This window comes from Streptosporangium subroseum (assembly GCF_900188345.1).
GTDB classification, from domain to species: domain Bacteria; phylum Actinomycetota; class Actinomycetes; order Streptosporangiales; family Streptosporangiaceae; genus Streptosporangium; species Streptosporangium subroseum.
On record NZ_FZOD01000029.1, the window covers coordinates 1 to 25429 of the forward strand.

27 protein-coding genes are annotated in these 25429 nt (G+C 68.3%); 12 read left to right on the plus strand and 15 right to left on the minus strand.

What is annotated here, in order from left to right:
• A partial coding sequence (locus CHC08_RS25900) for a cation diffusion facilitator family transporter (RefSeq protein WP_143653349.1) occupies positions 1-518 on the minus strand: 518 nt, incomplete at its 3' end.
• A 790-nt stretch (positions 519-1308) separates the two neighbouring features.
• On the opposite strand from CHC08_RS25900, the gene CHC08_RS49735 reads away from it, so the two are divergent.
• The 4 genes from CHC08_RS49735 (at position 1309) to CHC08_RS25915 (ending at position 6159) form a co-directional block, all read left to right on the plus strand.
• Positions 1309-1752, plus strand: coding sequence for an SH3 domain-containing protein (locus CHC08_RS49735; protein WP_179282211.1), 444 nt, complete (start codon positions 1309-1311; stop codon positions 1750-1752).
• A 110-nt stretch (positions 1753-1862) separates the two neighbouring features.
• Complete coding sequence (locus CHC08_RS49740; RefSeq protein WP_179282212.1) at positions 1863-2699, plus strand: glycerophosphodiester phosphodiesterase; 837 nt, start codon at positions 1863-1865, stop codon at positions 2697-2699.
• 296 nt (positions 2700-2995) lie between these two features.
• Positions 2996-3427, plus strand: coding sequence for a VOC family protein (locus tag CHC08_RS25910; RefSeq protein WP_089210054.1), 432 nt, complete (start codon positions 2996-2998; stop codon positions 3425-3427).
• Positions 3428-3831: 404 nt separating this feature from the next.
• The gene (locus tag CHC08_RS25915; protein WP_143653351.1) at positions 3832-6159 is read left to right on the plus strand and encodes a M14 family zinc carboxypeptidase; all 2328 of its coding nucleotides are present in this window, start codon (positions 3832-3834) and stop codon (positions 6157-6159) included.
• Positions 6160-6271: 112 nt separating this feature from the next.
• Here the strand turns inward: CHC08_RS25915 and CHC08_RS25920 are convergent, their stop codons facing one another.
• Both CHC08_RS25920 and CHC08_RS25925 read right to left on the minus strand, forming a co-directional pair.
• Positions 6272-7153, minus strand: coding sequence for an MBL fold metallo-hydrolase (locus CHC08_RS25920; RefSeq protein ID WP_089209978.1), 882 nt, complete (start codon positions 7151-7153; stop codon positions 6272-6274).
• A 220-nt stretch (positions 7154-7373) separates the two neighbouring features.
• Positions 7374-9497, minus strand: a complete 2124-nt coding sequence (locus CHC08_RS25925) for an amylo-alpha-1,6-glucosidase (protein ID WP_245878572.1) — start codon at positions 9495-9497, stop codon at positions 7374-7376.
• Between the two features lie 149 nt (positions 9498-9646).
• Here CHC08_RS25925 and CHC08_RS25930 point away from each other — a divergent pair, with 149 nt between their 5' ends.
• The 6 genes from CHC08_RS25930 (at position 9647) to CHC08_RS25955 (ending at position 15506) form a co-directional block, all read left to right on the plus strand.
• A complete protein-coding gene (locus CHC08_RS25930; protein WP_089209980.1) occupies positions 9647-10816 on the plus strand; it encodes a LacI family DNA-binding transcriptional regulator in 1170 nt (389 codons plus the stop codon).
• A gap of 28 nt (positions 10817-10844) precedes the next feature.
• Positions 10845-12086, plus strand: coding sequence for a sugar ABC transporter substrate-binding protein (locus CHC08_RS25935; RefSeq protein ID WP_089209981.1), 1242 nt, complete (start codon positions 10845-10847; stop codon positions 12084-12086).
• 71 nt (positions 12087-12157) lie between these two features.
• Complete coding sequence (locus tag CHC08_RS25940) at positions 12158-13258, plus strand: carbohydrate ABC transporter permease (RefSeq protein WP_089209982.1); 1101 nt, start codon at positions 12158-12160, stop codon at positions 13256-13258.
• Complete coding sequence (locus CHC08_RS25945) at positions 13258-14181, plus strand: carbohydrate ABC transporter permease (RefSeq protein ID WP_089209983.1); 924 nt, start codon at positions 13258-13260, stop codon at positions 14179-14181. Before CHC08_RS25940 ends, CHC08_RS25945 begins: the two co-directional genes overlap by 1 nt.
• Positions 14182-14457: 276 nt before the next feature.
• On the plus strand, positions 14458-15156 hold the full coding sequence (locus CHC08_RS25950) for an RNA-guided endonuclease InsQ/TnpB family protein (protein ID WP_218825484.1): 699 nt from the start codon (positions 14458-14460) through the stop codon (positions 15154-15156).
• Positions 15099-15506, plus strand: a complete 408-nt coding sequence (locus tag CHC08_RS25955) for a hypothetical protein (RefSeq protein WP_089209984.1) — start codon at positions 15099-15101, stop codon at positions 15504-15506. Before CHC08_RS25950 ends, CHC08_RS25955 begins: the two co-directional genes overlap by 58 nt.
• Before the next feature lie 200 nt (positions 15507-15706).
• Here the strand turns inward: CHC08_RS25955 and CHC08_RS25960 are convergent, their stop codons facing one another.
• Genes CHC08_RS25960 through CHC08_RS25970 form a run of 3 tightly spaced genes read right to left on the minus strand, consistent with a single transcriptional unit; the run spans position 15707 to position 17792 of the window.
• Entirely contained in the window at positions 15707-16189 is a 483-nt protein-coding gene (locus CHC08_RS25960) for a Clp protease N-terminal domain-containing protein (RefSeq protein ID WP_089209985.1), read from the minus strand.
• A 2-nt stretch (positions 16190-16191) separates the two neighbouring features.
• Positions 16192-16422, minus strand: coding sequence for a hypothetical protein (locus CHC08_RS25965; protein ID WP_089209986.1), 231 nt, complete (start codon positions 16420-16422; stop codon positions 16192-16194).
• Between the two features lie 23 nt (positions 16423-16445).
• Positions 16446-17792 (minus strand): MFS transporter, encoded by a 1347-nt coding sequence (locus CHC08_RS25970; protein ID WP_089209987.1) that lies wholly within the window; start codon positions 17790-17792, stop codon positions 16446-16448.
• A gap of 69 nt (positions 17793-17861) precedes the next feature.
• Between CHC08_RS25970 and CHC08_RS25975 the strand changes: the two genes are divergently transcribed.
• Positions 17862-18332, plus strand: coding sequence for a helix-turn-helix domain-containing protein (locus CHC08_RS25975; RefSeq protein WP_089209988.1), 471 nt, complete (start codon positions 17862-17864; stop codon positions 18330-18332).
• A gap of 92 nt (positions 18333-18424) precedes the next feature.
• A complete protein-coding gene (locus tag CHC08_RS25980; protein WP_089209989.1) occupies positions 18425-18706 on the plus strand; it encodes a hypothetical protein in 282 nt (93 codons plus the stop codon).
• A gap of 143 nt (positions 18707-18849) precedes the next feature.
• Here CHC08_RS25980 and CHC08_RS25985 read toward each other — a convergent pair whose 3' ends face one another.
• The 9 genes from CHC08_RS25985 to CHC08_RS26020 all read right to left on the minus strand — a co-directional run bounded on the left by CHC08_RS25985 (position 18850) and on the right by CHC08_RS26020 (position 25408).
• Entirely contained in the window at positions 18850-19815 is a 966-nt protein-coding gene (locus CHC08_RS25985; protein ID WP_089209990.1) for an ATP-grasp domain-containing protein, read from the minus strand.
• A 36-nt stretch (positions 19816-19851) separates the two neighbouring features.
• Positions 19852-20010, minus strand: coding sequence for a hypothetical protein (locus CHC08_RS49745; protein WP_179282213.1), 159 nt, complete (start codon positions 20008-20010; stop codon positions 19852-19854).
• Between the two features lie 110 nt (positions 20011-20120).
• A complete protein-coding gene (locus CHC08_RS50810; RefSeq protein WP_218825485.1) occupies positions 20121-21884 on the minus strand; it encodes a discoidin domain-containing protein in 1764 nt (587 codons plus the stop codon).
• A gap of 417 nt (positions 21885-22301) precedes the next feature.
• Positions 22302-22979, minus strand: coding sequence for an NAD(P)H-binding protein (locus tag CHC08_RS25995; protein WP_089209991.1), 678 nt, complete (start codon positions 22977-22979; stop codon positions 22302-22304).
• A gap of 214 nt (positions 22980-23193) precedes the next feature.
• Positions 23194-23424 (minus strand): hypothetical protein, encoded by a 231-nt coding sequence (locus CHC08_RS26000; RefSeq protein WP_089209992.1) that lies wholly within the window; start codon positions 23422-23424, stop codon positions 23194-23196.
• Positions 23425-23618: 194 nt separating this feature from the next.
• Positions 23619-23849 (minus strand): hypothetical protein, encoded by a 231-nt coding sequence (locus CHC08_RS26005; RefSeq protein ID WP_089209993.1) that lies wholly within the window; start codon positions 23847-23849, stop codon positions 23619-23621.
• Positions 23836-24084 carry a DUF6400 family protein gene (locus CHC08_RS26010; protein ID WP_089209994.1) on the minus strand — a complete coding sequence of 83 codons (249 nt, stop codon included), beginning with the start codon at positions 24082-24084 and terminating at the stop codon, positions 23836-23838. Before CHC08_RS26010 ends, CHC08_RS26005 begins: the two co-directional genes overlap by 14 nt.
• Before the next feature lie 488 nt (positions 24085-24572).
• Positions 24573-24794, minus strand: a complete 222-nt coding sequence (locus CHC08_RS26015) for a helix-turn-helix domain-containing protein (RefSeq protein ID WP_089209995.1) — start codon at positions 24792-24794, stop codon at positions 24573-24575.
• Positions 24794-25408, minus strand: a complete 615-nt coding sequence (locus CHC08_RS26020) for a DUF2975 domain-containing protein (protein ID WP_089209996.1) — start codon at positions 25406-25408, stop codon at positions 24794-24796. Before CHC08_RS26020 ends, CHC08_RS26015 begins: the two co-directional genes overlap by 1 nt.
• Between the last annotated feature and the right edge of the window lie 21 nt (positions 25409-25429).

The following is a 25429-nucleotide window of genomic DNA, read 5'->3' on the forward strand; positions in this document are numbered from 1 at the left end:
CGGTCGGCTCTGCTGAGGAGCCAGGTCGCCGCGAGGTTGACGGCGATGCCGATCAGTGCGGTGATCAGGACCAGGTCGCCCTGGACCTCGGGGGGGTTGAGGAGGCGTCGGATCGCCTCGTAGAGGAAGAATCCGGCCAGTAGCAGCAGGGTGGCGCCGTTGAGCTGGGCCGAGAGGATCTCGGCGCGTTTGAGGCCGTAGGTGAAGCCGCCGTGTGGCGGGCGGGTGGCCAGGCGCATCGCCATCAGGGCGAACCCGATGGAGGCCGAGTCGGTGAGCATGTGCCCGGCGTCGGAGATCAGCGCCAGGGATTGCGCGGCGAGGCCGACGACGACCTCACCCGCCATGAAAACGATCAGCAGGGCCAGGGCGGCACTCAGGTAACGGCGATCCGCGTCGGCCGAGACGCCGTGCCCATGTCCATGCCCGTGCGCGTGTCCGTGATGTGACGCGGACTGGTGGTGCCGCGTTTCCAGGGGTGCGACGGGCCCGTGTCCATGCCCGTCATGGTCACTCATATGACGGAGCGTAGATAAAGCATTTACTTATTGCCAGATCTCGCCACGGGTAAATTCCTCGCCGACGCGCATTCGGTCAATCCATAAAGCATGGATTACGGCATTTTCCATGAGTTTCCACGCGAGTGATCCCGCGCGGCATACTCGACGCGCCGGTCCCGTCCGCCCGGCGGCAGCGGTAGTCCGGCGGGGATTTACGTGACACTTGACGTCCGACCCTCGAACTCCGCCCTCACGGTGCGGTGCGAACGTTCTTCGTATCCATCCTTTTCGGGAGATATATCTGAAATCCGAATAGCGTTGCCACTGAACCACAAAGCTAATATATCGCGATAAAAGCTCGACAAGCTTCGCATTGTGCGAAATATAAGATCATATGATTTATAATCAGCCAAACTTGCGATCGCGATTCAAGGGCAAGTCGGCATCAAATGCAATCTTTCCTCGTCTCCATTCGGCCGCCTATGACTGGGCACTCAAACCTTCCATTGGTAAAAGATACTTGAGCGGGTGTTCAGGTGTTTATGCGACAAGTAATCGGAGATCTACTTTGCGTAAGCATCACAGGTCAGGCACCGGGGCTTGACCGTTCAGGGGCTTTATCCCCTGAATGCGATGCGGACCGAAAGGAGACATTGTGCTCGAAAAACAAATCCCAACCACATTGACCCTATTTGTCCTTACGGCCTGGTTTGTAGCCTTCACCCCGCCGGCCAAAGCCGCCCCCCTCCCCCAGCCCTCCGGAACGGAGAGCCGCCCTGCCCTCGCATGTTCCTACCGGGTCTCGCACGTGCGGTCGATCAGCTTCCTCAACGTCCGCTCGGCCGCCAAACTACGCGCGCACCGCGTCGGCAAGCTCAAGGTCGCCGATGGGCGATTCGCCGGAGCGTGCCAGCCCACCAAGGGCTGGGTGGCGGTCAACTCCTCCCGAGGCAAACCCGGCTGGGCCTCCGCCAAATACCTGCGGAAGACGAAGACCGCCCAATCCTCCAGCACGGGGATCCGCCCCGCCCTCGCGTGCACCTACCGGGTCTCGCGCGTGCACGCGAACGGCTTCCTCAACGTCCGCTCGGCCGCCACACCACACTCGCACCGCGTCGGCAAGCTCAAGGTCGCCGATGGGCGATTCGCCGGAGCGTGCCAGCCCACCAAGGGCTGGGTGGCGGTCAACTCCTCCCAAGGCAAACCCGGCTGGGCCTCCGCCAAATACCTGCGGAAGATAGCCGGGAAGTAGGCGTGGGGTGGCCCGCTCCCGGCCCTCGGCCAGTTCCCTCGGCCGGGGGCGGGAAATCTCAGGCAAGCGGTACGCGGAGGCCGGACGCCGGCCGTCGTGGTCGGGCTCCGATGCGCCGGCCCGGAAAGGCCAGGTCCGTACGGCCCCTGGTCCGGTGGGCGCGAGAGGCAGCGAAGATCTCACTGCTGTCGGCCCTGACACTGGGCGGGGTGGGAGAGGCACACGGCCTCGCCCTGCCGGCCCCGTCCACCTGTTCGACGCCCGGCGTCGTGTCTCATCGGGGTTATCGAGCCGGAGGGGTGGAGAACACCATCAAGGCGTTCGATCGGGCGCTCGACGCCGGCTCCGAGCAGATCGAGTTCGACGTACATTTCACCAAGGACCACCACCCGGTGCTGATGCACGACGCGCTGGTCGACAGGACCACCACGGGCACGGGCCGAGTCTCCGACATGACGCTGGCACGGTTTCGCGAGCTCCGTACCACGGACGCCCAACGTCCGCCGACCCTGTCGGCGGCCCTCGAACTCGCCCGGGGCCGAGCCGAGGAAGTGCTGGTCGAGCTCAAGGAGGTCCCGGATGCTCAGGACCTGCGCTCCCTGAAACGAGACTATCGACGGTTCGACGCCTACACGTGGGCGAGCCTGATGTCGTTCTCCCGGCCGGCGCTGGAAGCCGTCGCCTCCATCCCCGCCCGTAAAGGTCTGCTGGCCACAACCGCGCCGCCGCTCGCGCTCGCCGGGAAGTTCGACTTCGTCGTGGTCAGGTACGACAGGCTGACCGAGGCGCTGACCCGTGAATACCTCGACGACGACGTGGCCGTCTACGCCTGGACCCCCAACGACAGGAGCGCGTGGGAACGCCTGGCGGGTTACGGGGTGGATCGCGTCATCACCAACGAGACATCCGCCTACCTGGCATGGGCCCGGGAAAGGTGCGATCCGTGAAGGCATGAAGAACCGTCTTCTTCCCGGCATCGGAGACCGTGTCATCGCCGGTCGCCGACGTTCCCGGGCCCGCCACACCGCCCCGCCACACCGCCGTCCCGCAGGGGAGGGCACAGGGGGCCGGACCGGCTCCGCCGGCTGCTAATCTTGCACTTCCATATGTGAACCGGTGTTCGAGTGTCGCGGTCCGGGTGGTTCTCGCCGCCCGCCCGAAGCAGGCCACAGACACCGAGCCGGACCGGTCCGGAGCGCGGTTCGGACGCGGCACCCTGGTCAAGCATGGAGGGGATCGCGGCATGAGCAAGGCGACCACAGGAATGCTGCACCACGTCGAACTCTGGGTGCCCGACCTTCCCCGAGCCGTCGCCGGTTGGAGCTGGCTGCTGGGCGAGCTCGGCTACGTCCCCTTCCAGGACTGGAGCGACGGGCGTAGCTGGCGGCTGGGCTCCACCTACCTGGTCTTCGAGCAGTCGCCCGCCCTCAGCGCCGACAAGCACGACCGGTGCCGTCCCGGGCTGAACCATCTCGCCTTCCATGTCGAAAACCGGGCCATGGTCGACACCCTGGCCGAGCGGGCGCCGCGACACGGCTGGACCCTGCTGTTTCCCGAGCGTCACCCCCACGCCGGCGGCGAGCACCACTACGCCGCCTATCTGGAGGACGCCGACGGGTTCGAGGTCGAGCTCATCGCCCCCGAGACGCCGGATGAGAGCCACCGCTCCGAGTGAGAGAGGGTCGGCATGTCACCGTACGTGCCGAAGGGCTCGCCTGTGAGTGACCGTCCGGGCATCGGCGCCTTCGCCCCCGAGATCTCACCCTCGTAAGGCTCACTGCCCCCGCACGTTAGCGGTCGCCAGCCGTTCACCAAGGGTGACCATTCAATTGAGACATCTACATATGTGAATTAGGTCTTGACGAATATTCACTTTCTGATCAAGACTGCACCGTCTGCGTGTTTCATGCCGGAATGCCCCCGCCCCGGCCCAAGCACGCCAACTGGAGGAATCTTTTGAGGAGTTCTCACAGTGGCAGGAGGGTCGGCCGTGTCGCGGCCGCACTCGTTCTACCCATTGTCCTCACGTTCAACGTACTACCGGTTCTCGCTGAACCCTCTCCCTCGTCCAGCGAGGTCGTGCCCGACCGACAGTCCAGCACCACCCAGAACGGTGTCGCCCTGCTGCGCATCGTCGTTCCCGACCAGACCCGCCTGGATGTTCTCAACTCCATGGGCGTCGACCTGGCGGAGTACAAGAAGGACGTCGACGGCGGCATCGAGGTGCACGCCGTACTCAGCCCCCAGGAGGCGCAGGATCTGCGCAACCTGGGATTCGACGTGCGCGGCGCCATCTCCGACCAGACCGATCTCGCCGAGAACAAGGCCGAGCGACAGGCCGCGCAGTCACTGGCCGCCGCGGTGGCGGGCGAGCCCGACAAGCTGACCCCGCTGCGCGCCGAGTGGTTCGACAGCACCGACAACCAGCGCTTCCTGTCGGTGGAGGTCAAGTCGAGCGCGACCGACGCGGAGACCGTGCTCACCGCCAGCTGGGACAGCGGACGCAAGACCGCCCCGGACTCCGGTGGCACCGCGACGATGTCGCGGTTCACCGACGCGGGCCAGTACATGTACCACCGGTTCAACTCGCCGCTGACCGTTGCCGAGACCCCCACCACGGTCACGATCACGAGCAACCACGGCACCTCGATCACGGTTCCGGTGACCAAGTGGCTGGGTGACAAGCGCAAGGCCCCGAACAAGCACTACGTCTCGGACTTCGTCGACCACTACATGGACCCGACCGAACTCACCGGCCGGATCACCTCCCTCGCCAGGCAGTTCCCGCAGATCTCGGAGATCGTCGACCTGCCCAACAAGACGAACGGCTACCGCCGGGCGGCTCAGGCGCAGTTCGGCACCGCAGCGGCGAGCACGCTCTACGTGAGCTCCAAGGCGTTCGGCTCCGAGGGCGGCAACGACCTCAGCGTGGCGCTGGTGAAGCCGGACGTCGCCTCCAGCCCGCTCTCCGTGAAGGTCACCGGCAAGGACGTCGTGGTCAACCTGGCCACGAACGAGTCCGCCGCGATCAGCAGCACCTCCCGTCAGGTGGTGGACGCGCTCGGCGCGGACGCCTCGGCCTCCGCGCTGCTGACCGCCTCCACCTACCGCGGCAACGCCGGTGCGGGCCTGGTCGCCGCGGCGACGGCGACGAAGCTGAGCGACAACCTGAAGGCACCGGCGACCATCTCGCGCGCGCCGTTCCAGCAGAAGGTGCTGCGCATCGGCAAGAAGCGCGACGGTTCGAAGGTCGGGGTGTTCCTCTACTGCCAGGAGCACGCCCGCGAGTGGGTCACCTCGCTGGTCTGCGCGGAGACCGCCGAGCGGCTCCTGCGCAACTACTCCCGTGACGCGCAGACCCGCAAGCTGGTCGACAACCTCGACATCTTCATCATGCCGGTGGTCAACCCCGACGGCGCGCACTACAGCTTCTACGACTACAACATGCAGCGCAAGAACATGACCAACCACTGCGCCGCCACCTCCGGGGACCCGGGATCGCGCAACTCCTGGGGCGTGGACCTGAACCGTAACTTCACCGTCGGCTCCGCCTTCGACGGTTACGACGGCGCCTCGACGACGAGCTGCACCAGCGGCACGTTCGCCGGCCCGGCCGAGCTGTCCGAGCCGGAGGCGAAGAACGAGGTCTGGCTCACCGAGAAGTACCCGAACATCAAGTTCGCGATGAACACGCACTCCTACGGCGGCTACTTCATGTGGCCTCCGGGTGCGTACAAGTCGGCCGGGCGCGAGCTGCTGCCGCGGGTCGACTTCGGTACGGAGAACTTCTTCTGGGACGCCTCCGGTCACATCCTCTCCGCGGTGCAGTCCTACCGCGGTACGGCGATCTGGCCCGGGCGCACCGGTCCGGTTCCGGATGTCCTGTACTCGGCCGCCGGTAACAGCGCCGACGAGCACTGGTTCAACCGCGGCATCATGGGCTGGGACTTCGAGGTCGGCGCCGACCTCTACAACCCGACGACCAAGCAGTTCCAGGCCGTCGGCTTCCAGCCGGAGTTCTCCGAGGGTCACGAGGAGGCCATGGAGTTCGCCTCCGGCCAGATCGGCATTCTCGAGACCGCCCTGGCCTTCTCCGGCGACGACAAGGCTCCCAAGTCGAAGCTGGAGGTGACCGGCCGGACCGACACCTCGACCACGTTCACCTTCTCGATCAACGAGCCGGCGAACGTCTTCTACACGCTGGACGGCAGCCGGCCGACGCTGAGCTCCCCCAAGCTCGTCTCCTCGGGGATGCGTGAGGGATCGCAGCAGATCACGGTCAACAAGAGCACCCAGGTGCGCTGGTTCTCGGTCGACATCGCCAGCAACGTGGAGAACGGCTACAAGCCGGCCGGCAAGAAAAACAACTACGAGCAGGAAAAGGTAGAGGTTCGCAAGGTGCGGTAGTCCGCATCGGAGTCAAACAGGCGGCCGCCGGTCTTCGGACCGGCGGCCACCGCCTTTTTCTCACCGGCTTTTCCGCCTGGATCGAGCCGATACGGGCCCAGGGGCGTTCCGCTCAGCCGTCCCTGCGGCAGATGACGAAGTCGGCGAAGACGTGCCGGCCTGGCCGGTCACCGACCTCGTCGATCGCCCTGCGTACGTCCCGCAGCTGATCCACGGTCATCTGCAGCGGCGGCTCGTCCGGCTGGTAGGTGGTGAAGATGGGGTAGTCCACGCCCGGCCGGCCGGTCATCTCGATATGGCAGCCGAGGACGTGGGTGACCGGCCGGGCATCGGCGAACTCGATCAGGCGGTCGATGGTGCGGCCGAAGGCGGGCCAGTCCTGGACGTACAGCCGGCCGCGACAGACCGTGTCGCCGGTGAGCAGGAACCCGGTGTGCGAATCGTAGAACGTGACGGCCGTCTCATGGTGTCCCGGGGTGGCCAGGCACTCCAGCACCCGGCCGCCGAGATCGACACGGGCCACCTGGTCGAGGTCGTCGCCGAACCCGAAATACTCCCAGGCGACGCTCCGCTCCGCGTCCACGACGACGGTGCCGGGGCGGTCGGCGAACTGGGCGTCGCCCGCGACGTGGTCGCCGTGGGCATGCGTGTGGAGGACGAGCAGTTCGTAGCCGTCCCGGGGGTGTTCGCCGAGCCGGCGTTCGATCAGTTCGTCGACGACCCGGCGCAGGGGGAAGAACTCGGCGGAGGCGGTGGCGCCGGTGTCGATGAGCACGGCCCGGGCGTCGCCGAGCAGCAGGAAGATGAACGGCGCCTCATAGTTGACCGCCATGTTCTGCCGCAGGATGAACGTGCGCTCGTCGTAGGCGTGCACCTGGATGTCGGGATCGGTGTTGTGCTTCGCCGACTCCGATCCGTGGATCCACCTGACATCCAGTACGCGAGGCCGGGGAACCTCGGAGGCGAGGCCGGTCAACGGTTCGCTTGAGCCCATGAAATCTCCTGGTGCGTCGTCCTGGCAGGCCCGGTACGGTGCACATCTTGTCCGGTAAAGCCCATTTCAACCCTCGGACGCAACGTACCATCCGGAAAAATCGCCCCGTTCCGACGGATCAGCGCCCACGATGTTCTGACGACCGGTGCTCACGATCGCCAGGCGGGAGTCAGCGTTCACGATCGCCAGGCGGGCGCCGGATCCGGCGCCCGCCCGGCGATCAGCCGTTTCCCACGATCTCGATGGAGATCCCGGCCGAGAGACCGGTCACGCTGACCGTGCCGTCCCGGTCGACCTCGATGTCGACCTCTTCCCCCGCCACCCGCAGTCCCCGCACGGACACCTCGCCGAGCGGCGTCCCGGCCAGGGGCCGCAGCAGCACGCGGCCGGCGGGCACATCGGGGTGGAGACCCACGGCGGCGTGCACGATCGCGACCGCGGCGGCGGCGGACCACGCCTGCGGACGGCAGGCGGCCGGGTACGGCACGGGCCGGCCGACCGCTCCCCTGGCGTCGCCGGCGAACAGCTCCGGCAGCCGGTAGTCGAACGACTCCCCTGCCGCGAGCAGTCCCTCGGCGAGCGCTCCCGCCTGCGCGCCGAACCCGGCGCGCGCCAGGCCCGCGATCACGATCGCCGTGTCGTGCGCCCAGATGGAGCCGCAGTGGTAGGACAGCGGGCTGAACCCGCCCTCCTGCGACGACATCGTGCGCAGCCCGAAGCCGTCGGCCATCGCGGGCGAGGCCAGCAGCGCGGCGACCACGGCCGACTCCTCGTCCGAGAGCAGGCCGGTGCCCAGCAGGTGACCGATGTTGCTGGTCAGCGCGTCCACGGGGCGTTTGTCCCGGTCGAGGGCCAGCGCCGGGAACCTCCCCTGCGGGCCGTCCACCCAGAAATGGGCGCGGAACCGCTCGGCCAGGGTGTCGGCGTGGTCACGCCAGCGCGCCGCGCCGGGGCGCCCGAACGCCTCCAGCAGCGCGGCCCCGTCCCGGGCCGCCTGGTAGGCGTAACCCTGCACCTCGACCAGGGCGATCGGGGGCTCGGCCTGGTGCCCGTCGCGGAACCGTACGGCGTCTCCGGAGTCCTTCCACCCCTGGTTGGCCAGCCCGTGGGCGCTGGTGTCCATGTATTCGACGAAGCCGCTGCCGGAGTCGAAGTGCTCGCCGAGCCAGCCCAGGGCGGCCTCGAGGTTCGGCAGCAGCGCCGCCACCTCCTCCTCGGGCAGGCCCCAGCGCCACGCGTCGTGGAGCAGGCTGATCCACAGCGGGGTGGCGTCGATGGTGCCGTAGTAGGCGGCCGGCAGGCGCAGGTCGTGGCCCTCCAGGGCGAACTCGTGCCGCCGCAGCTCGTGCATGATCTTGCCGGGGGCTTCGCCCGACTCACGGTCGACCCGGGTGCCCTGGCGGCGCGCGAGAACCCGCAGGGTGCTCGCGGCCAGCTCGGTGCCGAGGGGCAGGAGCATGCGGGCGGCCCAGATGCTGTCGCGTCCGAAGAGGGTCAGGTACCAGGGCACGCCCGCGCCGAGGAAGGTGTCGCCGGGGGCGCTCGCCTCGGCGAGCCGCAGGGAGCGCAGATCGTCGAGCGACTGCTCCAGCAGGCGGGTCAGGCGGTGATCGGCGGAGACGACCCGGGGGCGGCTCCACTCGACGGCATGGGCGGGGGCGACCACGACGGCTTCCGGGTCGTCGATCACGGCGTTCCAGCGCAGCACGATCCGCCCGCCCGGAGGCAGCGTGACCTGCCATCGCAGCCGCGCCGTATCTCCCGGCTCGGCCTTGCAGTCCTCGCCGGTCACGGTGACCCTGATGCGGTCCGACTCCCAGGACAGCTCGCCGGGCCCGGTGTTCTCGGCCGGTGCGGGGACCGTGTCGCCACCGGACTTCACCACTTCGATGGGGGCGAAATCGCAACTCAGTTCGAGGGTGACGGTGGCGTGCACGGCCGTCGAGGCGGTGGAGGCGATCTCGACCTGCTCGCTCATGCCGCCCGGGGTGACCCGGCGGATCCGGTCGATCCGGAGCGTGGGGTCGGGGCGGCGATCACCCAGCCATCGCAGCAGCGAGACGAACCGGGCGCCGCCGGGCCCGTCGGGGGCATACCCGACGGCCTCGGGCTCACGTCCGTCGACTTCCAGCTTGACCTGCGATAATGCTCTTGAGTCCGCGTGGAAGAGACCTTGGACACCGGCGGGGCGGATCTGCCCGTCGGGGCCGCCCAGTGCGGTCGTGGGGGCCAGAACGGTGCTGACGAGGTCATGCAGCAACGGCTGCAGACGGTATGTCGTTCGGGGATCGATCACCTCGGTGGCGACCGCGCCTCCGGGTTCGGATATGGCTTCGACGAGCACGGGCGGCCCTCCCAGGGTCAACTCGGGCCGACGCAATCTTGACAGATGGGCGCCGGAGGTACACATTGCGAAGCGCTTATTTTACTTGAACGATCCAATTATGCCTTATCGGGCTTTGAACGTTCAAATTTTGGACTGGAAAGGTGCGGATGGCTCAGAAAGTGACGATCACCGACGTCGCGCGGCACGCCAAGGTGTCCCGTCAGACGGTGTCGAACGTGCTCAACACACCCGGGCTGGTCCGCGAGGATACCCGGCGCCGGGTGCTGGAGGCGGTTGAAACACTCGGCTACCGTGCCAGCCAGGCCGCCCGGCAGATGCGCACCGGAAGATCGCGGCTGATCGCCACGCGCATCGAGCCGACCAGGGATGACATCGACGGAACAGTCTACGACCGTTTCCTGCACGGGCTCACCGAGTCGGCCGCCGAGGCCGGCTACCGCGTGCTGCTCTACACCGCCGACGACGATCAGTCCGAGATCGCCACCATCGACGACCTGCTCGCGGCGTACGAACCGGACGCCTTTGTGCTCACCGACACCCACCACGGCGACGTGCGCACCTCGTGGCTGGCCGGACGGCGGCTGCCTTTCGTCACCTTCGGGCGCCCATGGGGCATGCCGGAGGGCCCGAGCCACCCGTGGGTCGACGTGGACGGAGCCGCGGGAACCGCCGCGGCCACCCGCCACCTCCTCGACGCGGGCCATCGGCGCATCGGCTTCATCGGCTGGCCCCCCGGCTCGGGTGTCGGAGACGACCGCCGGGCCGGCTGGGCGCGGACACTCGCCGCGGCGGGTGTGGATCCGGCCGGCCTGGACCGTGCGTCGGATGGCGGCGTGGCCGCCGGCGAGGCCCTGGCACGCGACCTGCTCGACGCCGACCGCCCGGCGACCGCGCTGCTCTGCGTGAGCGACTCGCTCGCGCTGGGCGCGTTGCACGCCGCTCGCTCCCCCGGCGCCGGAGGGCGTGCGAACGGCGGGGCCGGCATGCCGATCGCGGTGATCGGCTTCGATGACACGTCCGCGGCCAGGGCGATGGGGCTCACCAGCCTCAGCCAGCCGCTGGCCGAGGCCGCGGCCTGCTGCGTCGCGCTGCTCGCGCGCGCCCTCGACGGTGCCGGGGTGATCGGCGAGGCGAACGGCGGAGCGTTCGATGAGGCACGCAGCGGGGCGGGCCTCGGGGCACACGGACCCGTCGCGACGCCGGTGGGCACGGAAACCTCGCGATCGCCGGGGTCGACGATGGCCCCGACGGCCCCGGGAGGGCCGCCGGCGCAGGTGCTTCTCCAGCCGTCGCTGGTCGTGCGCCGGTCGGCGTGACCCACCGGAGAGGATCAAGGGAGTTCCGATGAGATGCGGCAATCTCCGTAACGCGGCTCTCCGCCTGGCCGTCTGCGGCATGGTTCTCTCCTCGGCGGCCTGCGGCGGCTTTGGCGACGGGCGGCAGGTCCGGCAGAGCAGCGGGCCCGCCGCGCTGCGGATTCTCATCGGCTCCTCCGGCGACGCCGAGACCACCGCGGTGCGCCGGGCCGCGGACGCCTGGGCCTCCTCCTCCGGGAACACCGCGGAGGTCACACCCGCGCAGGCGATCGCCCAGCAGCTTGGCCAGGCCTTCGCCGGCGACAGCCCGCCCGACGTGTTCTACGTCGACGCCTCCCGCTTCGCCGACTACGCGAGCGTGGGCGCGCTGGAACCGTACGGGGACAGGATCTCCGATCCGGCGGACTTCTACGCGAACCTGCGCACCGCCTTCACCCACGACGGCAGGTTCTACTGCGCGCCGAAGGACTTCTCCACCCTGGCGCTGATCGTCAACGACGATCTGTGGAAGAGGGCCGGGCTGTCCGGCGCCGACGTGCCCACCACGTGGGAGCAGCTCACCTCGGTAAGCGAGAGGATCAAGGCCGGGGGGATCGTCCCGCTGGTGATCGGCGACACCCACGAGCGGATCGGCGCCTTCATGGTGCAGGCCGGCGGCTGGATCATCAGCCCCGACGGCAGGCGGGCCGTCGCCGACAGCCCGGAGAACATCAGGGCCCTGCGCTACGTCCAGACGCTGCTCAGGAACGATCTCGCCCGGTTCCCCCAGAATCTCGACGCGGGATGGAGCGGCGAGGCGTTCGGCAAGGGCGAGGCCGCGATGACCATCGAGGGCAACTGGATCGAGGGCGCGCTGAGGGCCGACTTCCCCACCGTTGAATACTCGGTTCACGAGCTGCCCGCCGGTCCGAAGGGCAAGGGCACCCTCGCCTTCACCAACTGCTGGGGCATCGCCGCCAAGAGCCCGTACAAGAAGGCGGCGATCAGCTTCGTCGAGGCGATGACCACGGTGGACCAGCAGCTGGCCTTCGCCCGCGCGTTCGGCGCCATGCCCTCCCGGCGGTCGGCGAAGGACGCCTTCACCAGGGAGTTTCCTCGGGACACGTCGTTCGTGAACGGCGCGGAATACGCCCGCGGACCGGTCAACGCCCCGAAGATGGAGAGCGTACTCGCCGACTTCGACGCCGGCCTCCAGCAGCTCGCCCGGGCGGCGCCCGAGACGATCCTGAAGCGCCTGCAGAAGAACACCCAGGACGCGCTCGACGACTGACCCGGGACGGAAGGACGGCGCCGGCTCCCCCGCGAAGCGGGGACCGCCCGCGAGAACGGAGGGAGGCCGGCGTGCCCGACACGACGACCCGGGCGGTCCGCCGCCGGTTCCGTCCCACCGCCGCCACCAGGGAGGCCGTCGCGGGATGGCTCTTCGTGGCGCCGGTCGTGACGATTCTCGGCCTGTTCCTGCTGGTGCCGATCCTGATGGCGCTGTGGGTCAGCCTCACCGACTGGAACGGGCAGGGCAGCCCTTTCCTCGCCGGAGTGCCCTACGTCGGGCTCCGCAACTACACCCGGCTGTTCACCGAGGACAACCTGGCCCGCCAGGACTTCATGACCAGCATCCGCAACAACTTCTACTACGTGGTGATCGTCGTTCCGGTGCAGACCGTGCTGGCGCTCGGCCTCGCCCTGATCGTCAACGGCACGCGGCTCAGGGGCAGGACCTTCTTCCGCACCGCGTTCTTCTTCCCCTCGGTCACCAGTTCGGTGGCGATGAGCGTGGTCTTCCTGTTCATCTTCGCCAACTCCGGCGCGGCCAACCACCTGCTCGCGCTGCTCGGCGTCGACGGTCCGCAGTGGTTCGCCGATCCCCGGGGCGTGCTGCACCTGCTGCTCGGCCGCATCGGCCTGGTCGACCCGGAGGCGCCCCCCGCCGCGCTGACCGGCGGTGGCCCGTTCGGACTGTCCTGGTGGGAATGGCTGTCCGGTCCCAGCGTGGCGATGGCCACGATCATCATGCTCGTCATATGGACCACCTCCGGCACGTTCATGCTGATGTTCCTCGCCGCGCTGCAGGACATCCCGGTGGCGCTGGAGGAGGCGAGCATGATCGACGGGGCCGGCCGGTGGCAGCGCCTGCGGCACGTGACGCTGCCGGTGCTCAGGCCGACGCTCTTCCTGGTGTTGACACTCGGCCTGATCGCCACCTGGCAGGTCTTCGACCAGGTCTACGTGATGAGCCAGGGCAACCCGGCGAAGACCACGCTGACCCCGGCCTACCTGTCCTACCAGACCGCCTTCCGCGACTTCGAGTACGGCACCGGCACGGCGATCTCGTTCGTGCTCTTCCTGATCATCGTGATACTGGCGCTGGTCCAGCGCCGGGTGATGCACGGGCGCGCCGACCGGCCCCGCCTCCGTCGCCCGGCGTGGACGAGGAGGTCATGATGGCGAGGCCCACGGATCCGAACGCGGCCTCTCCTGCCTCCCTGCCGCGGGGACCGGCGCCGGGTGCCGGGTCGCGAGGCTCGACGCCGGGCGGCAGGTCCCTGACCTCCACCTTCGCCGGCTACGCCGTCCTGGTGTTCTTCTCGCTGCTCTTCCTGTACCCGTTTGTCATCCAGATCGCGAACTCCCTCAAGACCGAGCCCGACGCGACGGCCAACCCGCTCTCTCCGCTGCCCGACCCGATCTCGTTCGGCGGCTACGAGCGGGTGTTCCTCGGCACCGACATGCCGCTCTGGCTCGGCAACTCGCTGCTGGTGACGGTCATCGTCACCGTCGGCAGGGTCTTCCTGGACTCGCTGGCGGGCTACGCGCTCGCCCGGCTCCGCTTCCGCGGGCGGCGCGCGCTGTTTTCGGCCGTCATCGCGGTGATGGCCGTGCCGGGGGTGGTGCTCTTCATCCCCAAGTTCCTCGTGCTCAACCAGTTCGGGCTGTACGACAGCTACACCGCGCTGATCCTGCCGGTGCTCGTGGACGCGACGGGCGTCTTCATCATGAAGCAGTTCTTCGAGTCCATCCCGGTCAGCGTGGAGGAAGCCGCGCGCATCGACGGCGCCGGGGTGTTCCGCATCTTCTGGTCGGTCGTGCTGCCCATGGCGCGCCCGGCTCTGATCACGCTGACCATCATCTCCTTCCAGGGCACCTGGAACGAGTTTCCGCACACCCTGGTGGCGGTGCAGAGCCCGGATCTGTTCACCCTGCCGCGCGGGCTCGCCGACCTGGTCACCGGGTCTCTCGGCATGGGCACCCGGTATCCGCTCAAACTGGGCGCCGCGGTGCTCGCCACGATTCCGGTCGCGATCATCTTCGTGATCTTCCAGCGCTACTTCATCCGCGGCGCCAACGAGGGCGCGGAAAAGGGCTGAGCCGTCCCCGCCGGCCCCGGTTCCGATTCCGGCTCAACCGCGATCAGCGATCCAGCCAGCGCCCGAGGCTCACCCCCAGACGTCATGGTCAAGGCTCGCCATTGGGCGTCACGGCCAGGCCCATATCCTCCGTCATAGCCGAGGTTCACCGAGCACCTACAGCGTGGAGGCCCCGCCCGCCGAAGCGAGGGGTTTCGGATCGTCGCAGTCAAATCGAGTGATGTGCGGCGTCTGTCGCGCAAGGTGGGCGAGGTGCGAATCCCTAAGGTGGGGTGGGTGCGGTTTCACTGGTCACGCCCCGTAGAGCAGGCCAAATCGTTCCGGGTGAGTCGGGATGCGGCGGGCCGTTGGCATGTGGCCTTCGCCGTCATCCCCCAGCCGATCCCCGGACCGGGGACCGGTGAAATCGTCGGTGTCGACCGAGGCGTTACGGTGTCGGCGGCGCTGTCCACCGGTGACCTGCTGGTCGTGCCGCTCCTGAGCGCGGCGGAGAAGAAGCGACTGGTGCGATTGCGGCGCACCCTGGCCAGGGCCAAGCGCGGATCGAAGCGGCGCGGCAAAACCAAGACGGCCATCGCGAAGCTGAAGGCGCGCGAGGGTGATCGGCGTAAGGACTGGGTGGAGAAGACCAGCACCGATCTGGTCCGCCGCTTCGACGTGATCGCGGTCGAGGACCTGAAGATCTCGAACATGACCCGCTCGGCGAGGGGCACCCTGGAGGTGCCGGGCACGAATGTGCGGCAGAAGGCGGGGTTGAATCAGGGGATTCTCGCCAACGGGTGGGGCCAGTTGGTGACCCGGACGGAGCACAAGGCTCCGGGCCGGGTGCAGATGGTTGATCCGCGGTATACGTCGCAAACCTGTAACGCCTGTGGGCACATCGCCAGGGAGAGCCGCGAGAGCCAAGCTCTCTTCCGGTGCGTGGCCTGCGAGCATCGGGATCACGCCGCCAGAACACCCAGCTCTACCAGCTGATCGACGCCGACCAGATCCGGTTCGAGGCCCGCTACGCCAACGGCGAGCACCACGACGGCTTCCTCATCCGCAAGAACGCCAAGGGCGAGCGCACCGTCAACGAGATCCGCACCGCGGAGAACACCGTCGGCCGGCCGGTCACCATCGACAAGACCCGCGCCGAGACGCGAGACACCGTCAAGGTCTCGGCGTACGGCTACGACCCGGGCGAGCAGAAGGCCGACGAGCTGGGCCGGCTGACGTACACCTTCAGGCTGCCGAGCTCGGCGAAGAGGAACGGCACCTACATCGTCTACCTGAGCAGCACCAACCAGAAGATCACCAGTCCGGTCATCACCGTGACGAAGTAACCCCCGCCGGGCCGCGGGCTCGCCGCTTCGGCGGCGGGCCCGCGGGCCGGTCCCCTGACGTAGGAGATCGTGTGACCGTTCGTACCCGCGTGCTGAGGGGCCTGCTGCTCGCGACCCGCCGCGGTGCGGCGCGCTCGGGGACTCTCCGCGCATCACCGCAGGTGAGTGTGGAAGGTACGGCTTGAGCTGTGCCCGCTCTGTCAATCGCTCTCGGGAGTGAGCGTCCGCAGGAGGCGCGCCATCAGTTCGGCCCGGTCGACATCGGCCAGGGCGAGCGCGCGCGGCACGGTGCCGACCTGTGCCTGCAAGATTCCGAGCAGCAGATGCGCCGGCCGCAGATCCTTCTTGCGGTCAACGGACGCGAAGCCTCGTTCGAGCGCGAGTTTGGCCGATGCCCCCAGCTGCGTCGGAGGCTTGGCGGCCTTGCTCGGCCGGGGAAGACCGGAGGCGGCCAGAGACACCCCGGCCGCGTTCAGACTGTGCTCGAACTCGCGATCCAGCGCGTCGCGGATCGCTCGATGGTCGAGCCCGGCCGAGGTCAGGGCCTGGTGGGTGGCGTTTTCCCCCTCGGCGGCGATCGCCAGCAGGAGATGGTGTGCCTCGATCGTCGACGATCCGTCGTGGTGCGCATCGCGTCTTCCCCGCTCGATGATCGTGTTGATGTATTCGTCGATGGCGGCCATCGTCAGCGCCTCCTCAGCGTCACGCCCGCGGCGATGAGCCGTTTGGCGTGCTTCTTGTGGACCGCCTGGCGCGTCACGCCGAGCGCCTCGGCGACCTGCGGCCAGCTCCAGCCCGCTCGCATCGCCTGCTCGACGGCGGCGTCCTCTATCTGGTCGGCCAGGCGTCTCAACGCCGCCACAGCTGCCAGCGCGTCAGCGGGCTCTTGGGGAACGGGAATCTCAACACCGGACATGCGAGCAACCTTAGTTGACTAATTCAAACAATCGACCCATGTGGCTCATCACGGGTTCCGGACACTGGTTCGCCACCTGCCGCGAGGCGAGGACGCGTTTCCTCACCCCCGCCGACACCCATGATCTGCGCATCACCGCCCCTGGCGGGTTGCGGCGGTGCGCCCCCGACCGGCAGGTGATCGATGCCGTCGACCAGGGAGCCCGGGACCAGGCAGAAGGTGAGGACGGCGGCTCCGGCGGCGACCGCGCAGGCCGCGTTGAGGGCGACGGGCAGGCCGAACACGCTCAGGGCGGGGCCGGCCAACGCGCCGACCATCGACGCGGCGGCCTCGGCGGTGATGAACACCGCGCTGACACGGCCAAGGAGCGCCGCCGGAGTGGTTCGCTGCAGCCAGGTCTGCAGGGCGACGATCACCGTGACCGCGGGAATCCCGAGCAGGACCGCCGCGATCAGCGCCACGGATAGGGACCGGGCGTTGAACATCAAAAAGAACGCGCCGGCGACGAGAAGCTGGCCGGCGGCGACCGTCGTCCGGACGGGCAGGCGGTCGACGATCCTTCCGCTGATCGGGGCGCCGATCAGGAAACCGGCGCTCAGCGCCGACAGTAGCCAGCCGACCTGCGTGCTGCCCCCGAGGGAGGAGACCCCGAACGGCACCAGCAGCGCCGTGAGCGCCGCGTTCGCCAGAAGGTAGACGCCGTTGGCGACCAGCAGGGCACGGGTGGCGGCGGCCCGCCTGACGTGGCGCAGCCCGTCCCTCAACTCGGCGAGCACACGCTGGGAGAACTCCCGGCGGTGAGGGTGTGGCCGGGTGAACCCGATCGCCACGGCGGATATCAAGTAGCCGCTGAGGGCGACGGCGATGGCCACGTTGATGCCGAAGACGGCGAACAGCAGGCCCCCGAGCGGGGCCGCGCCCAGCCCGATGACACCGGAGGTGAAGGAGTTCAGCGCGTTCGCGCTGGTCAGCAAGGGTCCGGTGCCCACGACGTCGGGTGTGTACGCTTGGGCCGCCGGACGGAACAGCACCCCCACGATGCCCTCGCCGAACACCGCCAGATAGACGATCCAGACCGTGTCGGGGGTGCGGGTGAAGAACAACAGGGAGATGACCGCCACGTGGGCGACGCTGGTGAGAAACATCAGGCCCCGGCGATCCCACCGATCGGCCAGCACCCCGGCGAACGGCCCCAGCAACAGGACCGGGAGATACTCGGCGGCCAGGGTGAGCCCGGTCGCGAATATCGATCCGGTCACCGCGTACACATGGGCGGGGACCGCGACCACCAGGAGATTGGCGCTGAAGGCAGCGGCCGCCCGCGCTACCCAGAGCAGTCGAAAGTCCCGCACTCGTAAGGCTCGCAGCACAGCTTCCTCCCTTCACGACTATCCTGTGAAGAGAGAAACAGGGACAAACTATTCTGTCAAGATAGGATCATGGATCACGCCGAACTGGGCCAGCGCCTGCGCTCCCGGCGCGCCGCGCTCGGCCGGACCGTCGCCTCCGTCGCCGCCGACGCCGCACTGTCGGTGCCGTACGTGGCCAACCTGGAGAACGGCCGGGGCAACCCCACCGTCTCCGCCCTCGACCGGCTCGCCGAGGCGCTCGGCACCCGTCTGACCGTCACCCTCGCCGACCCCGACAGCGGTTTCGGGGAACCGCCCCCACCACCCGCGCTTCTCGGCTTCACCCGGACCCGCTATTTCCGTCGGGAGGCCGGCAGTCTGGCCACGTCACTCGGGGAGGAACCGCACCGGATCCGGACCCGGCTGCTCGACGCACTGGCCGCCGTCGCCCGCGGCCTGGGACGTGACGACCTGTCCGAACGCGACTGGCAGCGCCTCCTCGACGCCATGATCCTCATCCTCGCCCATCCCACCGAACCTTCTTCGATAGTTGAGCCTTAAAGGTGCCGAATTCAGGATGTAGTCTCCGAACCGGCGCATGTCGAAGCGCACTGCCGGCATTGGGCCGGTAGCGCGATCTGAAAGCGGGAGCTATGGCGGCAGAGTTCGAGCTCGGCGACTACATCCTGGTGCAGGATGGCAATATTCTTGAGGTTTTCCATCGCACTTTGTCGAGCGTCAGACGCTTCCACGTGGCGTTTCTCGGGGTGTACGCGAAACCGCGCCGCAACGGGTTCAAGGTCATGATCGGCCCCAGAAGCGACGATCGAATCATCAACGGGGTGACGCTGGACATGAACCCGGAGGAGTTGGAGCGTTTCCAAGAGTTCATGGCCCCGCTGATCGCTGCGCGCGACCGCAGGGCCTCCTTGTAGTCGATGCCTGAACACAGATCGATGAATCGACGGGGCCCTGCGGCCTGAGCCGAATGCACCCGCGTACGCGATGATCGCACCGTTCTCACCGACGCGCTCCCCCTGCACCGGTGAGAACGGTGCGCCGGAAGTCCGGGCACCCCTTATCCGGGCGGGCGCGGCTCCATCGATCCCAGCAGGAGCTCACCCATGGCGCGGGTAACGCCCGACTCCCCCGTCCTTCGTTCGATGGCGGCGAACATGGGTGAGGGGTTGCACTCCAGCAGCGCGAAGGTGCCGTCGTCCCTGCGGCGGATGTCGATGCCGGTGAACACCATCTCGCACGCCTCGGCCGCCCGAAGGCACGCGTCGTGCTCCTCCTCGCTGGGCGGGGCCGGAAACACCGCGGTCTCCGCGCCCCGGTAGTCGAGTTCGTCGGAGACGATCTCGTATGAGGCCACCATCTTGCCGGCGACGACGTATACCCGCAGGTTGCGCCCGGGGACCTCCTCCTGGAAGAGCACGGGGGCTCCGGCGAGCAGGCGGAGCCGCTCCGGGAGGAGGTCATCGTCGGTCACGCGGCGGCACAGGGCCCCGCCCGCGATGGGTTTGTAGACGATCGGCCCGCCGATGCTCCGGGCGAAGCCGACGACGGCTGCGGGATCGTTGGTGGCGAGCGTCCGCGGAACCGGAACGGCGGCGTCCCGCAGCCTCTGGAGCTGTTCGAGTTTCAGGAAGTGCTGCCCGAACGTCGACGGAGGGTTGACGAGGAGCGCACCGCCGCGTTCGAGGGCGGCGACGAAGCTGAACACGAACGAGCGGATCTCACGGCCGTTCGCATAGGCCGAACGCCGCGCGCTCTCCTGCTCCCGCGCCGTGGCGGTGCCCGCTTCTCCATGGCGGGAAAGGAAGGGCAGGGGTAACGGCAACGAGCGGACATACCAGGGGCCCTCCGGGCCGGCTCCGAGCCCCGGAGCCACGGGCAGACCGTCCAGCAGTGAGAGCGACGCCTCGGCCGGAAACCTCGAAAGATCGAGGATGGCCGGCTCCGCCCGGCACTCTCGCAGGTAACTCGCCACTCTTGCCACCTGCTCGTCGCCCGGCGGGCCGATGATCCCCCAGCGTTCCATGCCTCGGAGCGCCGTCCCTCGTCGATCGTCGCCGCTCTAGCCGCAGCCTTCCTCGCCGATCGCGTACGTGGTGTAGCCTCCGCCACCCTCCTCGCCGGTCATGTATGTGGTCGGGTCGTCACCGGGCTTGGTCGCGCCGGGCCCTTCGGCCAAACTGTCAGGAAGATCGACGATGAAGTGCTGTAGGTCTGCCATGGTCCTTACCTCCGCTTGGTCCAGCCGACACCTCACAACACTGAGCAACTGTACAACTACTCATCGTTGCTTTCCATGGTGCCGGCTGGACCCGCTCCGAAGGAAACGGACTAGGAGGAGTAGACCTCGAACGAGGAGAGCTGCCCGGCGGGCCATCCGGTGTTGCCGGTGATGTTCAGCCGCAGGTATCTCTGGGTCGTCGCCGGCACGGTGATGGTGACGGTGTTGGCGCCGGCCGGGTTGAAGGTGTAGCCCTTCGACGCGACCAGGGTGTCGAAGGCGGTGCCGTTGGCGGAACCCAGCACCGACAGGGTCTGGGTGCGCGTGTTCCAGCTGGAGATCGGCGGCAGCTTCAGCACCACGCGCTTGACTCCGGCCTGCGCGCAGAGGTCGACCGTGATCGACTGGGGGAAGGCGTTGTTGGCGCTCTCCCAGTAGGTGGAGGCGTTCCCGTCGACGGCATTGGCCGGGACGTAGTTCTGCGTGGTGCTGCTCGCCGTGATCGACTTGCCCCGGGCCAGGTCACCGGTTCCCGGCGAGCACCCGGTGGGGGTCTTGGTCACCGCGGTCACCGTGGCGGAGGGTGGCGAGGTGTTCTGCGCGGCGTCCCTGGCCACCACGTAGAACTGGTAGGACGTCGACGGGCTGAGACCCGTGACGGTGAACGACGTTCCGGAGACGCTGCCCACCTTGACGTCGGTGGCGCCCGCCTCACGGTAGACGTCGTAGCCGCTCACGCCGACGTTGTCGGTGGCGGCGTTCCAGGCCAGCGCGACGCCGGTCTCGGTCGTCGCGGTGGAGCGCGCGTTGCCCGGCGCCGACGGCGGCTGGGTGTCCGGCTGGCTCCCGCCGCCCCTGCGGGTCTCGAACTCCGTCGCCCAGTACTTCGTCCGGTCCAGGTAGGCGGTCTCCGCCGCGGCCCCGGTCTTGCCGTACGCGCCCTCGAACGTCTGGTAGCCGAATCCCGCGGGCGGGTTGCCGTGGGCGGGCTCGATCGAGCTGCCCTCGTGCCACTCGTTGAAGGAGGTGATCGAGACCCACGACGGCAGGCCGCCCTTGGCCGGGTCGAGGGCGTTGGCCCACTCCAGGTCGTAGGTGGAGCCGTTCGCGCGGCCGAGCGTCGGCGAGGTGTTGCCGGGTACGGCGCGGTCGTCGATGTAGCCGGGCGCGACCGAGGGCGCCCAGATCAAGCCGTTCTGCTTGGCGTAGGCGCCCGCGTTCGCCCAGCCGGGCGCGGTGGCGCCGGCGATCCCGTCGTAGGTGTACAGACCGGAGAAGTGAGCGATCTTCGAGGTGTCGGTGGTCTGGGCGAGCACGATGTTGTTCTGGGTCACCTGGTCGAGCGCGGCCCAGTCGGTGATCTTCAGGCTCTCGAACACGTAGAAGGCGGCGCGGTTGCCGTGCTCGGCGTCGCGGTAGAAGGCCGGGCTGCCGCCGTAGCGGCTGTTGATGTACTGGATGTCGCCGACGACCGAGGCCGCCGAGCGTCCGGTGTACGGCTCGATGTGCCAGGCCACCTTGATGCCGTACTGCGCCGCGGCGTTCATCACGCCCGTGACCAGGTTGTCCTCGTAGCTTCCCTGACCCCACCAGCTGTAGACGAGGACGCCGACTCCGGCCTGCTTGATCCACTGCATGTGCTTGGTGACGGCGCCCGCGTAGTCGCCGGAGTCGTAGGGGCCGAGGCTGGGATACAGATCCGCGCCGATGTCGTTCGGCGGGGTGCGGCCGCCCTGCTGCCAGTGCCGCCATTCACCGCCGACCTGGGGATTGCCGTACCAGGGGTAGTAGAACAGGTGGACGTTGGGGGACAGCTCGGGGACCGCCGCCCCGCGCGCCGCCGGCGCCACCTGCACGCCCGCCCAGCACAGCATGAGGAGCAGGACCGCGAGGATAACGGGATTACGGCGTCTGGCTGGTGGCAGAAGACTTACGGATTGATCGGATGTCTTCATCGGCTGACCCTTCGTCACGCAGGGCCGGATCACCGCGGTCGTCGGGGCGTACGGTCACCGCGATCCGGCAGGGTGGGGGGCGGGAAGATCTCCGCCGTCAGCCGAAAAGCGGCAGGACGGCGTTGTGCACACCATAGGATGACGCCCGAGTGTCCGCAATGTTTCTACTTCTTTTCGCAAAAAAATACCTATGCACTGACTGTTACTCGTGAGACTTGCGAGAGAGCTTGAGGGGTGGGACGCCCAGGCGCTGGCCAGCCAACCTGCCGGAGTGGAACGGTCCGATGTTTCGATCCACCGCCCTCCGCGAGGGTCCGGATGGCTCACCGGGACGTCTCAGCGCGGCGCCCCCGAACCGTTCTCCAGCCTTCCGACGGCGTCGAGGATGGGGATGTCTCCGCCGATGAGCTCCAGGACGCGGTGACGGGTACCGGGCGCGTCCAGCAGTGCGACGATCACCGCGGCGACGTCCTCGCGGGGCACCTGGCCGCGGGGCAGCGGCGACTCCGACAGAGTGACCTCTCCGACCCCCGGACCGTCGGTCAGGCCGCCGGGACGCAGTATCGTCCAGTCCAGGTCACGGGCGCGCAGATCGCTTTCCGCATCGGTCTTGGCCTTGATGTACGCCGCCCACACCTCCTCGGACCCCGGCGCCGGCGGGCGGCCGGCTCCCATCGACGAGATCTGGATGAAACGGCGCACCCCGGCACGCTCGGCCGCCTCGGCCAGCAGGGCCGAGGCCCCGCGATCGACGGTGTCCTTCCTGTCCACACCGCTGCCCGGCCCCGCCCCCGCGGCGAACACCGCCGCGTCGGCCCCCAGCAGGTGGGCGGCGACCTCCTCCACCCCGGCCTTCTCCAGGTCGCACAGGACGGCCTTGGCGCCGATCGCCCGGAGATCGGGCTCCTGCTCGGGCTTGCGGATCAGGCCGACCGGCTCGTCGCCGCGATGGGCGAGCAGCCGCTCCAGGCGTAGGGCGATCTTCCCGTGTCCGCCCGCGATGACTATGCGCATGTCGTTTCCCCCTCGAGACGAGACTCGCACGGCCGTACGGCTCGCGCTCCGCCGGACACGTGACCCTGCCGGGTGCACAAGATCCGCGACTGCCTCAAGTGATACTACGATCAGTCGTCACCGACCGCGAGGAGGCACTGCGCGAGATCGTCCCCGGCGTGGAGATCGAGCCCCCGCCCTGATCGCGGCCGAAGGCCCCGGGCCGCGCCGCCCTTCAGCCTCCGACACGTTCGATGAACGCGGCGATCGTGTCTTCGAGGCCGGTGGCAGGTCGGCCGAGCAGGCGGGAGAGGTCGGGGGTGGTCTGGGCGAAGGCGCCGGCCCGCACCATCGGGAACAGACTTCCGAGCCAGCCCGCCTCCGCGTCGGTGACCTCGCGATACGCGACGGGCCTGCGCAGGACCTTCGCCAGGGCCTCGACGCCGGTGATTGCGATCTTCGTCACGGAGGACCCTCTTCTGGCAGGCCGATCATCCGCGATGACGGCGGCTGAGAAATACCCGGAGAATGTACCGGCCGACGGACCTTGACCACCTCAGGTTTAAATCGCCGCCATGGGCTCGCCTCCGTACCGGCGGACGGTCGTGACCCGGAAGCCCGCGCCGGCGGTCCGTGTCTTCGGCATCCCACCGCGCCCGGTCAGAAGGGGGTGGTACCGCCCGCGCCGAAATAGGTCTCGTGGTTCCACAGGTGGGTGCATCCCGGGCACTGCAGGTGCAGGACGCTTCCGGTGTTGCTGATGAGGTAGCGCCAGTGCGCCCCGCAGTTGCGGTTGCTCGCGCAGTCTCCGCAGTCCATGTCGTCGCGGCACCGGGGGCAGGGCACCCAGGCCCTGCGTCCGAGGTCGGCGTGCGGATCAAGCGGCAGCATGGCCCGGCCCCCTCCGTGGAAGGACCCCCGCGTCCACGAGCATGTCGTAGGTCTCCTGCTGCCGCTCGTCGAGACCGGAGTAGAGGAGGTCGTATGCCTCTTCCTCGCCCCGCATCACCGCCGGCGGATCCCAGCCGGGCTCCAGTGCCGCCATGACCGCGGCCCGGCGGCGAGTCTCCTCCAGGGTGAGGTCGATCTCGAAGATGACATGTGCACTGTTGCTGTCCTGGCTCAAAGCACGGCTCTCCGGTGGGATGGCGAACGTGTCATCCGTGTGACCTGCGGGAAGGCATCCGCCGGAGGATCCGGAAGGGGACTCGGCCATCGTGGGGCCGAGATGGCCGGTCCTTTGCGATCACTCGAATGCGGCTCGGAAGTTGGATAGCCCCAAGGAGGGATCCATGTCACTTTTTATACCTTATGTCGCTTTTCTTGGCCACTTCGTGACGCACGTCACGGTCGCCGCTTGAGCTGCGGGGTCACGTCCGTCGATCCATCCCCAGTACGCGAAACGGGTCCATCCTCATGGGCGACGCGACGGCGGGGCAGGAACGGGAACAGACGATCTCCGACGACGCACCGCAACGGAACTCAATCCGCGGACACCTACCGCTCAACCCGGTGTCGTCCACGACCTCATGCCGATCAACTCGCTCGGCGAGACCAAGGGGACCCACGCCGCCATCGCGATCCTGCGCGCCGCGCTCGGAACCGCCCGAGCCCTCAGGAGTCGTGGCCGAGCAGGTCGCCGGGCTGGCAGCCGAGCTCGCGGCAGATCGCACTGAGGGTGGAGAACCGGATCGCCCTGGCGCGGCCGTTCTTCAGGATGGACAGGTTCACGATCGTCACGCCGACCCGGTCGGCCAGCTCGGTCAGGGTCATCCCGCGGTCGGCCAGCAGCTTGTCGAGGTGCACGACGACGTGGTGCTCCTCCTCCGGAGGCATCAGACCAGCCCCTGGGTGTCCGCCCTGAGCTTGCTGCCCTGCCGGAACACCTCCGCCAGCGCGAGGGCGGCGAGCCCGACGATGAGGGCCCAGTAGAAGTTCTCGGCGCTTCGGATGGGCATGTTCTTCAGCGGGGTGCCGGAGAGCAGCCCTTCCAGGACCAGCTTCTCCACTACGGGAATGCCGTTGAGAGAGAGGAGCAGGACGCCGATCACCGAGAGCCTCCGCGCGTTCGGCGGAACGAAGGGATCGTCCTGATCGAAGGTCCGGATCACCAGCAGGAGAATCCCGGCGATGACACTCATGATCACTGCAAGCAGTAGATCGGGCAGCACGAACAGGAAGCGCTGCGAGACGCTGGGGTCGGCGATGACCAGGGTGTAGTCGGCCGCAGGCTTGACCAGGCTGACCGCTCCCGGCGGGCCGGTCGGAAGGGGCGCCGGGTCGTCGGCCGAGGTCGCGGTGTTGTAGGGGCTCATCTCGACGGGGCGTGTCCGGGCGGCGGGACCGGTGAAGATGCCGACAAGAGAGATCAGGACACCGATCAGGGCGATTCCGAAACCGACCCACACCACCAGTTCCAGGTTGCGGATGCTCCCACCCGGCTTGGCCATGACATGCCCTCCCCCAGCGAA

Coding starts and splice junctions, on each gene's coding strand:
- CHC08_RS25980 (WP_089209989.1), top strand. CDS start 18,425: ATGGCGGCAGAGTTCGAGCTCGGCGACTACATCCTGGTGCAGGATGGC.
- CHC08_RS25995 (WP_089209991.1), bottom strand. CDS start 22,979: ATGCGCATAGTCATCGCGGGCGGACACGGGAAGATCGCCCTACGCCTG.
- CHC08_RS25985 (WP_089209990.1), bottom strand. CDS start 19,815: ATGGAACGCTGGGGGATCATCGGCCCGCCGGGCGACGAGCAGGTGGCA.
- CHC08_RS25920 (WP_089209978.1), bottom strand. CDS start 7,153: ATGGGCTCAAGCGAACCGTTGACCGGCCTCGCCTCCGAGGTTCCCCGG.
- CHC08_RS25975 (WP_089209988.1), top strand. CDS start 17,862: ATGGATCACGCCGAACTGGGCCAGCGCCTGCGCTCCCGGCGCGCCGCG.
- CHC08_RS25960 (WP_089209985.1), bottom strand. CDS start 16,189: ATGGCCGCCATCGACGAATACATCAACACGATCATCGAGCGGGGAAGA.
- CHC08_RS25945 (WP_089209983.1), top strand. CDS start 13,258: ATGGCGAGGCCCACGGATCCGAACGCGGCCTCTCCTGCCTCCCTGCCG.
- CHC08_RS25930 (WP_089209980.1), top strand. CDS start 9,647: ATGGCTCAGAAAGTGACGATCACCGACGTCGCGCGGCACGCCAAGGTG.
- CHC08_RS26005 (WP_089209993.1), bottom strand. CDS start 23,849: ATGCTGCCGCTTGATCCGCACGCCGACCTCGGACGCAGGGCCTGGGTG.
- CHC08_RS50810 (WP_218825485.1), bottom strand. CDS start 21,884: ATGCTGTGCTGGGCGGGCGTGCAGGTGGCGCCGGCGGCGCGCGGGGCG.
- CHC08_RS25965 (WP_089209986.1), bottom strand. CDS start 16,422: ATGTCCGGTGTTGAGATTCCCGTTCCCCAAGAGCCCGCTGACGCGCTG.
- CHC08_RS26020 (WP_089209996.1), bottom strand. CDS start 25,408: ATGGCCAAGCCGGGTGGGAGCATCCGCAACCTGGAACTGGTGGTGTGG.
- CHC08_RS49745 (WP_179282213.1), bottom strand. CDS start 20,010: ATGGCAGACCTACAGCACTTCATCGTCGATCTTCCTGACAGTTTGGCC.
- CHC08_RS49740 (WP_179282212.1), top strand. CDS start 1,863: ATGCGCCGGCCCGGAAAGGCCAGGTCCGTACGGCCCCTGGTCCGGTGG.
- CHC08_RS25910 (WP_089210054.1), top strand. CDS start 2,996: ATGAGCAAGGCGACCACAGGAATGCTGCACCACGTCGAACTCTGGGTG.
- CHC08_RS26015 (WP_089209995.1), bottom strand. CDS start 24,794: ATGCCTCCGGAGGAGGAGCACCACGTCGTCGTGCACCTCGACAAGCTG.
- CHC08_RS25935 (WP_089209981.1), top strand. CDS start 10,845: ATGAGATGCGGCAATCTCCGTAACGCGGCTCTCCGCCTGGCCGTCTGC.